The sequence below is a fragment of the Arthrobacter sp. TE12231 genome (genome assembly GCF_054062895.1).
In genome coordinates, this window is sequence record NZ_JBSSFS010000001.1 from 1,785,324 (window position 1) to 1,798,877 (window position 13,554).

The 13,554-nt window shown below is 68.0% G+C and carries 13 protein-coding genes; all 13 read left to right on the top strand.

Features of this window, described 5'->3' with window-relative positions; genetic code table 11:
* Positions 1-78 precede the first annotated feature (78 nt).
* The 13 genes from ACVWYS_RS08115 (at position 79) to ACVWYS_RS08175 (ending at position 13,447) form a co-directional block, all read left to right on the top strand.
* On the top strand, positions 79-1,608 hold the full coding sequence (locus tag ACVWYS_RS08115; RefSeq protein ID WP_456508967.1) for a replication-associated recombination protein A: 1,530 nt from the start codon (positions 79-81) through the stop codon (positions 1,606-1,608).
* A gap of 247 nt (positions 1,609-1,855) precedes the next feature.
* Positions 1,856-2,254 carry a cupin gene (locus tag ACVWYS_RS08120; protein ID WP_456508968.1) on the top strand — a complete coding sequence of 133 codons (399 nt, stop codon included), beginning with the start codon at positions 1,856-1,858 and terminating at the stop codon, positions 2,252-2,254.
* Between the two features lie 200 nt (positions 2,255-2,454).
* Positions 2,455-3,081: a 30S ribosomal protein S4 gene (rpsD, locus tag ACVWYS_RS08125; protein ID WP_091251848.1), complete on the top strand. Its 627-nt coding sequence runs from the start codon at positions 2,455-2,457 to the stop codon at positions 3,079-3,081.
* Positions 3,082-3,259: 178 nt separating this feature from the next.
* Positions 3,260-3,634, top strand: a complete 375-nt coding sequence (locus ACVWYS_RS08130; protein WP_091251846.1) for a DUF948 domain-containing protein — start codon at positions 3,260-3,262, stop codon at positions 3,632-3,634.
* 20 nt (positions 3,635-3,654) lie between these two features.
* On the top strand, positions 3,655-3,921 hold the full coding sequence (locus ACVWYS_RS08135; RefSeq protein WP_237563479.1) for a hypothetical protein: 267 nt from the start codon (positions 3,655-3,657) through the stop codon (positions 3,919-3,921).
* Between the two features lie 175 nt (positions 3,922-4,096).
* Entirely contained in the window at positions 4,097-6,775 is a 2,679-nt protein-coding gene (alaS, locus tag ACVWYS_RS08140) for an alanine--tRNA ligase (protein ID WP_456508969.1), read from the top strand.
* A 12-nt stretch (positions 6,776-6,787) separates the two neighbouring features.
* A complete protein-coding gene (gene ruvX, locus ACVWYS_RS08145; RefSeq protein ID WP_116767607.1) occupies positions 6,788-7,372 on the top strand; it encodes a Holliday junction resolvase RuvX in 585 nt (194 codons plus the stop codon).
* Positions 7,369-9,099, top strand: a complete 1,731-nt coding sequence (gene mltG, locus ACVWYS_RS08150; protein WP_456508970.1) for an endolytic transglycosylase MltG — start codon at positions 7,369-7,371, stop codon at positions 9,097-9,099. Before ruvX ends, mltG begins: the two co-directional genes overlap by 4 nt.
* On the top strand, positions 9,096-9,992 hold the full coding sequence (locus tag ACVWYS_RS08155; protein WP_456508971.1) for a shikimate dehydrogenase: 897 nt from the start codon (positions 9,096-9,098) through the stop codon (positions 9,990-9,992). The genes mltG and ACVWYS_RS08155 overlap by 4 nt, the downstream gene beginning before the upstream one ends.
* A 26-nt stretch (positions 9,993-10,018) precedes the next feature.
* Positions 10,019-11,218: a chorismate synthase gene (gene aroC, locus ACVWYS_RS08160; protein ID WP_116767611.1), complete on the top strand. Its 1,200-nt coding sequence runs from the start codon at positions 10,019-10,021 to the stop codon at positions 11,216-11,218.
* A gap of 71 nt (positions 11,219-11,289) precedes the next feature.
* Positions 11,290-11,838, top strand: a complete 549-nt coding sequence (locus ACVWYS_RS08165; RefSeq protein WP_425547233.1) for a shikimate kinase — start codon at positions 11,290-11,292, stop codon at positions 11,836-11,838.
* Positions 11,838-12,929: a 3-dehydroquinate synthase gene (gene aroB, locus ACVWYS_RS08170; RefSeq protein WP_116767613.1), complete on the top strand. Its 1,092-nt coding sequence runs from the start codon at positions 11,838-11,840 to the stop codon at positions 12,927-12,929. Before ACVWYS_RS08165 ends, aroB begins: the two co-directional genes overlap by 1 nt.
* Positions 12,929-13,447, top strand: coding sequence for a tetratricopeptide repeat protein (locus tag ACVWYS_RS08175; RefSeq protein ID WP_344367459.1), 519 nt, complete (start codon positions 12,929-12,931; stop codon positions 13,445-13,447). Before aroB ends, ACVWYS_RS08175 begins: the two co-directional genes overlap by 1 nt.
* Positions 13,448-13,554: the final 107 nt, after the last annotated feature.

Below are 13,554 nucleotides of genomic sequence, written 5' to 3' on the forward strand. Positions count from 1 at the left end.
CGGGCTCTTCCGTTGCGGGGATAAGGGGGACGGCTTAGGGGTGGCAGGGCGGACCTGAACTAGAAGTAGCCTATCTATGTGGATGATCTCTTTGGCGCAGGGCGGGACGACGCCGACGGAAGCGACGACGACGGCGGCAACAACGGCGGCGCCGACGATTCCGGCCGCGCCCGCTCCGGTGCCCGCACGGCCGGGGCCGGCTCGCCGCGGAGTCCGCTCGCCGTCCGGATGCGGCCCCGCACCCTGGATGACGTGGTGGGCCAGCAGCACCTGCTCGGCCAGGGCTCCCCGCTGCGCCAGCTCGCCGCCGGCTCCGACGCGACCGGCCCCGCCGGGCCAAGTTCGGTGATCCTCTGGGGTCCCCCCGGCACCGGAAAGACGACGCTTGCGCACGTGATCGCCAAGGGTCCCGGCCGGAAGTTCGTCGAACTCTCCGCCATCACCGCCGGCGTCAAGGACGTCCGCCGCGTGATGGACGAGGCCCTGACCGCGCGCGATCTGTTCAAGACCACCACAGTCCTGTTCCTCGACGAGATCCACCGCTTCAACAAGGCCCAGCAGGACGCGCTGCTACCGGGCGTCGAGAATCGCTGGGTGGTGCTTGTGGCCGCCACCACCGAAAACCCCTCGTTCTCCGTGGTGTCCCCGCTGCTGTCCCGCTCGCTGCTGCTGACGCTCAAGCCGCTGACCGACGCCGACGTCGAGGGCCTCCTCCAGCGGGCCGTCACGGATGTCCGTGGCCTGAATGGCAAAGCCGAGCTCAGCGCCGACGCGCTGGCACACCTTGTCCGGCTCTCCGGCGGGGACGCCCGCCGTGCACTGACGGCGCTCGAGGCCGCCGCCGGCGTCGCCTTCGGGGACGCGGACGACGTTGACGCAACCGACGTTGACGCAACCGACATTGACGCAACCGACATTGACGCAACCGACATTGACACCGCGGACGCCGCCGGCGCTGTTGCGCCGAAGCCCGTGACCATCCAGTTGCGGCACACGGAACGGGCGCTGGATGTTGCCTCGGTTCGCTACGACCGCGCCGGCGACCAGCACTACGACGTCGCCAGCGCGTTCATCAAGTCGATCCGGGGTTCGGACGTCGACGCGTCGCTGCACTACCTCGCCCGGATGCTCGAGGCGGGGGAGGACCCGCGCTTCGTGGCCCGGCGGATCGTGATCTCCGCCGCCGAGGACGTCGGGATGGCAGACCCGACGGCGCTCCAGACCGCCGTCGCGGCGGCCCAGGCCGTCCAGCTGATCGGCATGCCGGAAGGCCGCATCATCCTGGCCGAAGCCGTGGTGCACCTGGCCACCGCGCCGAAGTCCAACGCCGCGTACATGGGCATCAACCAGGCAATCGCCGACGTCCGCGCGGGGCTCGGGAACGGGATCCCCGCCCACCTGCGCGACGCCCACTACCCGGGCTCAAAGCAGCTGGGCCACGGCAAGGGCTACAAATACTCCCACGACGCGCCGCATGGCGTGGCCACCCAGCAGTATCCGCCGGACGATCTCGTGGGCCGCAATTACTATGAACCCACCGCCAACGGGGCTGAACGGGACATCGGCACCCGGCTGGAGCGGCTCCGGAAGATCATCCGCGGCACGTGATCTGTCGCTGACCAGCGGCTGCTCTGGCGCCGCCCTTCAGCGCTGGAATCCGCCGTTGACATAGGGGCCAAGAGGTCTAACGTGGAAATACGCCAGCATTGACCTGCTGACCATCCGTGCGGCGCAGGGGACAGCGCGGCTCACACCGCCGGCAATCGATTACCCGGACCCCCGAACGACGGCCGGCTTCGCTCCATCCAAGGTCTTCCAATGCGAGCGTCCCCGCTCAGTCCCCAGGTAGTGTCCCATGAGCATTAATTTCGTTACAGCCATGGCAGTCAAATCCTTTGATGTGCCCGACCGGAAGCGGTGCCCGGACAAGGCCGAATTCGACCTCTGCACCGTGGACGACTACTCGGTGGCCAAGTTGATCCTCGGCCCGGGCTGGCGGTGGTCGGAGAGCACCAAACCCTACGAGCAGACCGACGCCTGCCAGCACCACCATCTGGGCTTTTGCATTTCCGGTGTGCTGGAGGTCGAAACGGCCGAAGGGCTGCGCTCCACGATCCACGCCAACGACACCTACGCGATCCCGCCGGGTCATGACGAGTGGGTGGTGGGCCCGGATCCGTTCGTGGCCGTGGAATTCCTGGGGGCCGCGTCATTCGGGCGGCGGGGCAGCCGGGGCGTGCACGCCAGGGTCTGACTTCGGTACTGGCTTCGGGCTATGGGCCCCTTCATGGTAGGCTGGTTCGTTGTCTGGCATGGCACGGACGCACAATCCATTGAAAACTTCGGTTTAGTGAGGGTTGCCCTGTGCCCAGTAGCAAAAGGCAGCGGTTGGCCGATGCTCTCCATCGTGGAGGCCAGTAACACTGACACACCGCAGATATTGGAAGGACACTAGTGGCTAACAACACTCGTGCTCGCCGTACCGCACGCCTTTCGCGCGCACTCGGCATCGCTCTGACCCCCAAGGCCGCCAAGTACATGGAGCGCCGCCCGTACGGCCCCGGTGAGCATGGCCGTGCCCGCAAGAAGCAGGACTCCGACTACGCCGTACGTCTGCGCGAAAAGCAGCGTCTGCGCGCCCAGTACGGCATCCGCGAAGCCCAGATGACGCGTGCCTTCGAAGAAGCACGCCGCACCAAGGGCCTGACCGGTGAAAACCTGATCGAACTGCTCGAAATGCGTCTCGACGCCCTCGTGCTGCGTGCCGGCTTCGCCCGCACCATCGCCCAGGCCCGCCAGCTGGTTGTGCACCGCCACATCCTGGTTGACGGCATCCGCGTTGACCGCCCGTCTTTCCGCGTCGGCGAGGGCCAGCTGGTCCACGTCCACAGCCGCAGCGAGACCATGCCTCCGTTCCAGGTTGCAGCAGCCGGCGCTCACCGCGACGTTCTGCCGATGGTTCCGGCCTACCTGGACGTCAAGCTTGACGCCCTGCAGGCCCGCCTGGTGCGCCGCCCCAAGCGTTCCGAGATCCCCGTGACCTGCGAAGAGCAGCTCGTCGTGGAATTCTACGCACGCTAAATAAACGCAACACCTCCAAAGAAGCCCGTGGCAAGCGCCGCGGGCTTCTTTGTATGTAAGGTACTTGGGGGAGTTCCCCGGGAGCCAGCCCTGCTTGCCGGTTCAAACCGCCGGCTGAAACCGTCGGGGCCCGACGCAACGAGCAGGTATCCACTGCAGTTCAAGGAGATGATTGTCTATGTCTGGTGGCGATATTGCCGGCCTGATCGCGGCTGGAGTGTTTTTACTGCTGGTCCTGCTGCTCGCCGTGCCGATCCTGAAACTCGGGGGAGTGTTTGACGAAGTCCGGACCTCCATCCGCTCGATCAGCGACGGAGCCACCCCGCTCATGGACGAAGTCACCGCCACGGTGTCCACCACCAACGAGCAGTTGAAGAAGGTGGACGGCATCGCCTCGAACGTCTCCGACGCTTCCGCCAACATTTCGGCGCTGTCCTCGCTCATGGCCGCCACCGTCGGCTCGCCGCTGATCAAGGTGGCGTCCTTCAGCTACGGCGTCCGCTCCGCGTTCACCGCCCGCAAAAAGCCCGCCACCGGCCGCCGTAGCCGCTAAGCCCACCTGGAGAACCTGACATGAACAGAATCATCTGGATGGGAATCGGCGTCGCGATCGGCGTCATCGCCTTCCGAAAGATCACCGAAGCCCGGTCCGCCGTCGGGCCCGAGGGACTCAACCGGGCCGTCGGGCGTCTGGCCGACGGCCTGTACGACTTCGCCGACGCCGTCCGGGAAGGCATGGGCGAGCGGGAAGCCGAACTCCGCGCCGCGCTCGGCGTGGACACGGCCCTGGCCACGGGCACCGATGGCATCGTTGCCCGCCGGGATGCAGTCCGGCGCTAGTCGGGAGAGAATTAGGAAGTACGGTGCCCGTCACGGGCACGCCGGCACCTCGGCACCTCCTCGAAAGGGTCTTGGAAGATCAGGGCCCGGACCGGGGCCGGACCCCAACTTGTCCCGCGCAGCACAGCCGCGGGCCACACACCGCAGTGAATATTGAAGGGTAAGAAATCAGCTCATGAAGTCGCAGGAGATCACCAAGCGCTGGATCGACTTTTTTGTCAGCAAGGGACACACCGCCGTGCCCTCCGCCTCCCTGGTCTCCAGCGACCCCTCCCTGCTGTTCACGGTGGCGGGCATGGTGCCGTTCATCCCGTACCTGACCGCCCGTGAAGAGGCACCCTACCAGCGGGCCACCAGCGTGCAGAAGTGCATCCGTACCGGCGACATCGAGGAAGTCGGCAAGACCGCCCGCCACGGCACGTTCTTCCAGATGTGCGGCAACTTCTCCTTCGGCGACTACTTCAAGGAAGACGCGATCAAGTTCGCGTGGGAACTGCTCACCACCAGCGTGGCCGACGGCGGCTACGGCCTGCCGCCGGAGCGGCTCTGGGTCACCGTCTACGAAGAAGACGACGAGGCCAAGGAGCTGTGGCTGAAGAACACCGGCGTGCCCGCCGAACGCATCCAGCGGATGGGCAAGGCCGACAACTACTGGTCCACCGGCCAGCCCGGCCCGGCCGGTCCCTGCTCGGAGATCTACTACGACCGGGGCCCCGCGTACGGCGTCGACGGCGGCCCGATCGCTGACGAGACGCGGTACATCGAGATCTGGAACCTCGTCTTCATGCAGTACCAGATCGACAACGTCCGCTCGAAGGTGGACTTCGACATCACCGGCGAGCTGCCCAAGAAGAACATCGACACCGGCCTCGGCATGGAGCGCCTCGCGATGATCCTGCAGGGCGTCGAGAACATGTACGAGACCGACCAGGTCCGTCCCGTGATCGACAAGGCTGCAGCGCTCTCCGGCAAGGAATACACCTCAGCCGAGACGCCGGAGGACCCGCACCACACCGATGACGTGCGCATGCGCGTCGTCGCCGACCACATCCGCTCGGCCCTCATGCTGATCGCCGACGGCGTCACCCCCTCCAACGAGGGCCGCGGCTACGTCCTGCGCCGCCTGATCCGCCGCGCCGTGCGTTCCATGCGCCTGCTCGGCGTCGAAAAGGCATGCCTGCCGGAACTGCTCCCGGCCTCCCGGGATGCCATGAAGGGCGTCTACCCGATCGTGGAGACCGACTTCGATCGCATCAGCAGGATCGCCTACGCCGAAGAGAAGGCGTTCCTGCGCACCATCGCCTCCGGCACGGCGCGGCTCGAGGACGCCGTCAAGGAGTCCAAGTCCGCCGGCCGGCCGCTCTCCGGCGCCGACGCCTTCGCCCTGCACGACACCTACGGGTTCCCGATCGACCTCACCCTCGAGATGGCCGAGGAAGCCGGGCTCAAGGTCGACGAGCCCGAGTTCCGCAAACTCATGCTCGAACAGCGCCAGCGCGCCCAGGCCGACGCGAAAGGCAAGAAGGGCGCCCACGCCGACCTCAGCGCGTTCCAGGAGCTCCTCGCCCAGGGCGAGACCGTCTTCACCGGCTACACCGAACTCCAGGGCGAATCCAAGGTCCGCGGCATCCTGGCCGGCGGCCAGAAGGTCTCGCAGGCCTCCACGGGCGATGAAATCGAACTGGTCCTGGCCGAGACGCCGTTCTACGCCGAGGCCGGCGGCCAGGCCGCCGACACCGGGCTCATCACCGGCGACGGCTTCGTCGTCGAGGTCCTGGACGTCCAGCGCCCCATCAAGGGCCTGAGCGTGCACAAGGCCATTGTCCGCGAAGGCGAAATCGGCTCGGACGCCCTCGTCCAGGCCGCCGTCGACCGGGAACGCCGCCACGCCGCCGAACAGGCCCACACGGGCACGCACATTGTCCACGCGGCCCTGCACCAGATCCTCGGCCCGGAGGCCCTGCAGCGCGGCTCCTTCAACAAGGCCGGCTACCTGCGCTTCGACTTCGCCTGGGGCGAGGGCCTCAGCGCCGCCACCCGGTCCGAGATCGAAGAAGTCTCCAACATCGCCATCCGCAACAACTTCCGGGTGGAAACCAAAGTCATGGGGCTCGCCGAGGCCAAGGCCCTCGGCGCCATGGCGCTGTTCGGCGAGAACTACGGCAACGAGGTCCGGGTCGTGGAGATCGACGGCGCCTGGTCCCGCGAGCTCTGCGGCGGAACCCACGTTGAGAACACCTCGCTGATCGGCAGCCTGTCCCTGCTCGGCGAACAGTCCGTCGGCTCGGGAAACCGCCGTGTGGAAGCCTTCGTGGGCATGGACGCCTTCCGGCACCTCGCCGCCGAGCGCGCCCTTGTCACCGAGCTCACGGAAATGCTGAAGGTCCCCTCCGGGCTCCTCGCGGACCGGATCGCCACCACCCTGACCAAGCTCAAGACCGCCGAAAAGGAACTCGAGCGCCTCCGCAAGGAGCAGCTCACGGCTGCCGCGGCCCAGCTGGTGGGCACTGCCAAAGACGCCGCCGGCATCAAGGTCATTGCGCACGACGCCGGCCAGGTCAGCGGCGCGGATGACCTGCGCGGCCTGGCCCTGGACCTGCGGACCCGCCTCGGCTCCGAGGCCGCGGCCGTCGCCGTCGCCGGCGTCAGCAACGACCGCCCGGTGATCCTCATCGCCACCAACGAAGCGGCCCGGACCGCCGGAGTGAAGGCCGGTGCCCTCGTGCGCCTGGCCGCCGGAGTCCTTGGCGGCGGCGGTGGCGGCAAGGACGACGTCGCCCAGGGCGGCGGCACGGACGCCGCCAAGGTCGGTGCTGCCCTCAGCGCCGTCGTGGATGCCATTACCCGGCGATAAGCGGATCCCTACATGACTGAAGGTGCTGTAGCCGGCGTCTATCCCCGGGGCGTAAAGCTCGGGGTCGACGTCGGCACCGTCCGCGTGGGCGTCGCGGTCTGCGACCGCGACGGAATCCTGGCGACTCCGCTGCGCACGCTGCAGCGGAACGTGAAAAAGAACACTGACGTGCGCATCCTGGCCGGCCTGGCAGAGGAGCTGGACGCGGTGGAGATTTTCGTAGGACTGCCGCGGACCATGAAGGGCGAAGAGCACGCCTCTGCCCGCATGGCCACAGAGTATGCGCGGTTGCTGGCCGGTGCCCTGCAGGACGCCGGATCCGCTATTCCGGTGCGCCTGATCGACGAGCGGCTCAGCACCGTGTCCGCCCACCGTGCCCTGCACGAAGCTGGCATGAGCAGCCGCGATCACCGTACAGTAGTTGATCAGGTTGCGGCGGCAGGTATTCTGCAACATGCGATTGATATGCAAAAGGCCAGGGGAACGGAGGTCGGAAACCGCGTGTACGCGGAGTCTGCGCCGGGGCCGACCGGAGGCGGCGCACAGACCGGCCCGGCAGTACAGACGCACTCTTCAGAACATGGAAGGCTACAGTGAGCCCGGTCAACAGTGATGACTCCTCCGGTGACGCCCTGAGTGGTGCCGGCCGACCGCTGACGCGCAAAGAGATCAGGGCCCGGGAAAAGCTCCTGGCGACGCAGGGACACAGCGTGATCCCGCCTCAGGCTTTTGAGACGGGACAGGACGACCCGACGCCGGATCCCGCGCCGCCGGCCCGGATCCGGCCCCAAGACCCAGAAGCCCCGACGCCGGCGAGCGTCCCGCCGCAGGCCGGCCCCGAACTTCCCGAAACGGCCCCGGAACTCCCCGAATCCGCCCCGACAGTGCACGAGGAAACCGTGCCTGACATCGCTGCCGACGATGTGCCGGCCCGCGAGCACCTCAGCCGCGAAGAGCCCGCCCGCGAAGACTTCACGCAGATCATCCCCATCCGCGATCTGCCCGCCCGCGAGGACGTGGGCCATGACGAGCCCGCCCACGATGACGCCGTCTATGCGGCGGCAGGCCAGCACGGCTACGCTGGCCACCACGATGCGGCTGCCCAGTATGCCGGCCCTCATGACGGCTACGCGCTGCACCCCCACGATGAGGCCCACCATGTTTACGACGACGCCCACGCCCAGGCGCACCCGGAAGCCGGAGACCACAGCGACGCCGGCCACGACCTGATGGCCGGAGCCATCCGCTATGACAAGGTTCCGTCCAAAAAGATCCGCCGCCGGCGCCGCTTCCTGGCCCTGGTGCTGACGCTGACCGTGTTCGTTATTGCCATCGCCGTCGGCGCCCAGTTCCTCAAACCGCTGCTGGGCGCCGACACCGCGGCAGACTACCCCGGACCGGGAACCGGCGACGTCACCGTCACTGTCGAACCCGGCGCCGGGCCAAAGTCCGTGGCCACCGATCTGCAATCGAAGAAGGTCGTGGCCAACGCTGACACGTTCCTCAAGGAGTTCAACGCCGCCGGCGGGTCCCTGAGCCCGGGCACCTTCACGATGCGCCAGGAAATGAAGAACTCCGATGCCGTGGCCATCCTGCTCAACAAGGGCCAGGGCAAGGTGATGTACTTTGCACTCAATGCCGGCTTGCGGATCAGCGAATCCCTCCAGGCCATATCTGAGGGCACCGGGATTTCGGTCCCCGACCTGAAGGCGCTCAGCGACGCGCCCGCGCAGTTCGGCGTCCCGGCCAAGGCCAAGAACCTTGAGGGCTTCCTGGCCCCGGGGGAGTACCGCTTCCCCCTGGGGACCTCCGCCAAGGACATCCTGCAGAAGCTCGTCGGCACCACCCTGGATGAGCTCAAGGCCCAGGGCATCACCGATCCCGCCAAACAGTACGACGTCGTGACGGTCGCCAGCATCGTCCAGGCTGAAGGCGGCCAGGCCGAATACGGCGACGTCGCCGGTGCCATCTATAACCGCCTCAAGCCCAACAACACCGAGACCAACGGACTCATCCAGTCCGATGCCACGGTCACGTACGGTCTGGGCATCCGGAGCTTCCACATCGATGAAGCCCAGAAGGCGGACAAGTCGAACCCGTACAACACCTATGCCAACCCGGGCCTGCCCGCCGGGCCCATCGGCTCTCCCGGCAAGACGGCGATCGACGCCGCCGCCAAGCCCAAGACCAATGACTACCTCTACTGGGTCACCATCAACCTGGACACCAAGGAGACCAAGTTCTCCAAGACACTGGCCGAGCACCTCGGCTACGTGGAGCAGTACAACGCGTGGTGCTCGGCCAACCCGGGACGCTGCGTATGATGCTGCGGGCGGCCGTGCTCGGGCATCCCATCAGCCATTCGAAGTCGCCTGCGCTGCACCGGGCTGCCTACGCCCACCTGGGCGTGGACTTCGCGTACTCCGCCATCGACGTGACGGAGGCCGCGCTGCCGGAATTCATGCGGCAGGTCAGGGATGAAGCGCGAGCGGACGGCGGCTGGCGGGGGCTCTCGGTCACCATGCCGCTGAAGACCGCGATGGTGGCCCAAGTGGACGAGGTCCGGGGCGTGGCACGCGCCCTCGGCGTCGTCAACACCGTCGCCTTCGAATCCGGCGGCGGTAGTGCTGACCATACCCGGCTGGTCGCGTACAACACCGACGTTGCCGGCATCGTCAACGCGCTCCGGCACGCGGGTGCGGCCACGGCGCCCACCGCTGCCGTGCTCGGCGGCGGCGGCACCTCGGCGGCGGCCATTGCCGCGCTCAAAGAACTCGGGGCTGCATCGGCCGATGTCTTCGTGCGGGACGTCAGCCGCGCCGCCGAGGCCCGGGCCGCCTCCGCGGCAGTGAAACTCCCCGTCCGGGTGCTTCCGCTCGCCGGCGCGGCCGCCGCGGTGGCCGCGGCCGACGTCGTCATCTCCACGCTGCCGCCCCGCGCGGCGGACGCGCTGGCCGGCGAACTGGCGGCCGAGCCGCCCCGGCACGCCGAGGCGGGACGCCGCGGCGTGCTCCTGGACGTCGCCTACGATCCCTGGCCCAGCAGGATTGCCGCCGTCTGGCAGGACACGGGCGGGGCCGTGGTCCCCGGCCTTGAAATGCTCATCTACCAGGCAGTGGAGCAGGTGCGGCTCTTCACCGGGCTGGGCGAGGCCATGCCGGCCGGAGTCATAGATGTGATGTGTGACGCAGTCGGGGCGCCCCGACGGGTGTTCTAAGCTCCCGACATGGCAGGATGGAATTTATGTTGCGTTGGTTGACTGCCGGAGAATCCCATGGCCCGGCACTGGTCGGAATAATTGAAGGCGTGCCCGCCGGTGTGGAACTCACCAGCGCCCAGATCAGCGAGGCGCTGGCCCGCCGCCGGCTCGGCTACGGCCGCGGCGCCCGGATGAAATTCGAACAGGACGTCGTCACTATCCTCGGCGGCGTCCGGCACGGCCTGACCCAGGGCGGTCCCGTCGCCATCCAGGTCGGCAACACCGAGTGGCCCAAGTGGGAACAGATCATGTCCTCCGATCCCGTGGCCCCGGAAGTCCTGGCCGACCAGGCCCGGAACGCCCCGCTCACCCGGCCCCGGCCCGGCCACGCCGACTTCACCGGCATGCAGAAATACGGCTTCGACGAGGCCCGCCCGGTCCTGGAGCGTGCCAGCGCCCGCGAGACCGCCACGAGGGTCGCGCTCGGCACGGTCGCCTCCGCCTTCCTTAAGCAGCTCGGGATCGAACTCGTCTCCCACACTGTGTCGATCGCCAGCGTTGCGGTGCCGGAAGGCCGGCCCCTGCCGGTCCCGGCCAACGTGCTGGCCCTTGACGCCGATCCTCTGCGCTGCTTCGACCGCGAGACCTCCGACGCCATGGTGGCCGAAGTCGACGTCGCGCACAAGGAAGGCGAAACCTTGGGCGGTGTCGTCGAGGTGCTCGCCTACGGCCTGCCGCCCGGACTCGGCAGCTACGTCCACTGGGACCGGCGCCTCGACTCGCGCCTGGCCGCGGCCCTCATGGGAATCCAGGCCATCAAGGGCGTCGAGGTCGGCGACGGCTTCCTCACGGCGGCCCGCCGCGGTTCGGCCGCCCACGACGAGATCGTCAAGGACGCGAACGGCAAGATCATCCGCACGTCCAACCGCGCCGGCGGGATCGAGGGCGGCATGAGCATCGGCGACGTCCTGCGCGTCCGCGCCGCCATGAAGCCGATCGCCACCGTGCCCCGCGCGCTCAAGACCGTGGACGTCAGCACGGGAGAAGCCGCCAAGGCCCACCACCAGCGCTCCGACGTCTGTGCCGTTCCGGCCGCCGGCGTGGTGGCCGAGGCCATGGTGGCCCTCGTGCTCGCCGAAGCGGTCGCAGAAAAATTCGGCGGCGACTCCGTTCAGGAGACCGCCCGCAACATCAAGGGTTACCTGGACAACATTCCGGCGTCCCTGGACTCGATCGGCCACTAGTGCCGGCCTGGAACACCGACGGGCGCTCCGCCGCGGCGAAGCCCGCGGCAAAACACCTCGGACCGGTCGTCCTGATCGGTCCGATGGCCGTGGGCAAATCGGCGATCGGACAGCAGCTCGCGCAGCACCTGGGATCCGCCTTCGTGGACACCGACGCCGTGGTGGTGGCCCAGCACGGGACGATCGCCGAGATCTTCGCCAGCCGGGGGGAGCATGCCTTCCGTGAGCTGGAGGCCCGGGCCGTGGCCCATGCTATCGAAGAGGCACAGGGCAGCAACGCCGTGATTTCGCTTGGCGGCGGTGCAGTCCTTGACTCCGGCACGCAGCAGCTCCTGGGCCGCTGTACCGTGGTCTACCTCGAATGCGACGCCGAGACCGTGGCGGAACGCATCGCCAGGAATTCGGGCAGGCCGCTGCTGGCAGGCGACGCCATGGGCCGGTGGCGGACCCTCTTCGCCACCCGGCAGCCGGTCTACGAACGGCTCGCCGACCTGGTCCTGGATGTCCGGAGCGGCAGCGTTCCGGAACTGGCTCACCGGCTGGAAGATGCGCTGGGGGAGTATGCCGCGGCTAAGACCGCTGCCGTGCCCGCCCCGGCGGCGACAAAGGAAGTTGAATAGTGAGTACCGAATCAACCGTCATCAAAGTCACCGGACAGACGCCCGGTGAGAACTACGACGTCGTGGTGGGCCGCGGCCTCCTGGCAAGCCTTCCGGGGCTCCTGGGCGAGCGCGTCAAGCGCGTCCTCGTCATCCACCCCCGCGCGCTCCGGCTCACCGGCGACACCGTCCGGGAAGAGCTGGCCGCCGCAGGTTTCACCGCGCTGACCGCCGAGATCCCGGACGCCGAAGAAGGCAAGCACATCGAAGTGGCGTCCTTCTGCTGGCAGGTGCTGGGGCAGAACGACTTCACCCGGTCCGACGCCGTCGTCGCGGTCGGCGGCGGCGCCGTGACCGACCTCGCCGGCTTCGTCGCCGCAACCTGGCTCCGCGGCGTCAAGGTCATACACATGCCCACGAGCCTGCTGGGCATGGTGGACGCCTCCGTCGGCGGCAAGACCGGCATCAACACCGCCGAGGGCAAGAACCTGGTGGGCGCGTTCCACCCGCCCGCCGGTGTCCTCGCGGACCTCGACACGCTCGAGACCCTGCCGAAGAACGAGATCATCTCCGGCATGGCCGAGGTCATCAAGTGCGGATTCATCGCCGATCCCGCCATCCTTGAACTGATCGAAAAGGACCCGTCCGCGGTCTCCGATCCGCGCTCGGACATCCTGCGGGAACTGATCGAACGCGCCATCACCGTCAAGGCCCGGGTGGTCTCCGCCGATCTGAAGGAAACCGGCCAGCGCGAGATCCTGAACTACGGCCACACCCTGGGCCACGCGATCGAACTCGCCGAACGCTACTCCTGGCGCCACGGCGCCGCCGTCTCCGTGGGCATGATGTTCGCCGCCGAACTCGCCCGCAGCGTCGGACGGCTCAGCGACGCCGACGCCGACAGGCACCGCAGTATCCTGGAAAGCCTCGGGCTTCCCATCACCTACCGCCGCGACCGCTGGCAGGCCCTCCTCGACGGCATGCGGCGGGACAAGAAATCCCGCGGCGACCTGCTGCGGTTCGTGGTCCTTGACGGCATCGGCCGGCCCGGCATCCTCGACGTCCCGGACACGTCGCTGCTGTTCGCCGCCTACCAGGAGATTGCCTCCTGATGATGATGGTCAAGGGCGGCACGAGCGAGTGGCCGGATGCCGGGTTTCCCGGCATCCGGATCAATCCGCAAAGCCTGATGCCCCAGATCGTCAACGAAGACGCCATGGCCGAGGCGTTGGCGGACTCGACCGACCCCGGGGACCTGGTCTTCGTCCGGATCGTTGAAGGGCATGCCGCCGAGGCCGCCGAACTCCTCGCCGAGGCCCGGTACAAGGACCCGGCCTCGCTCCGGCTGCGGATCTTCGAGGCGGATGTGCTCCGCGTTTCGAACCGGTTCGACCGGGCCGTGGAGGTGTTCCGCCAGCTCCTCGCCGAGACCAAGGGCACCCTGGAAGAGGCGGCCGTCCGCCAGCACCTGGGCCGGGCCTACTTCGCCGGCGGCAACGTCGGCGCCGCCGTCGAATCCTTCGCCAAGGCCCTCGATTTGCGGGTGGCCGGCTCGGCCGACGCGGCCCTCATCTACGCCTCCACGGTCGCGCTGCAGCGTGCCCGGGAAGTGCTGGAACAGCAGTCCTGAGCCTCCGTCGGGCAGCTGTCCACGGGAACCGGTAGAATAGAACTTGGATTTTTGACAAACACGCGCTGGCGGCCGCTTGGCATGCCGGCCCGGCATACGACGTCCGG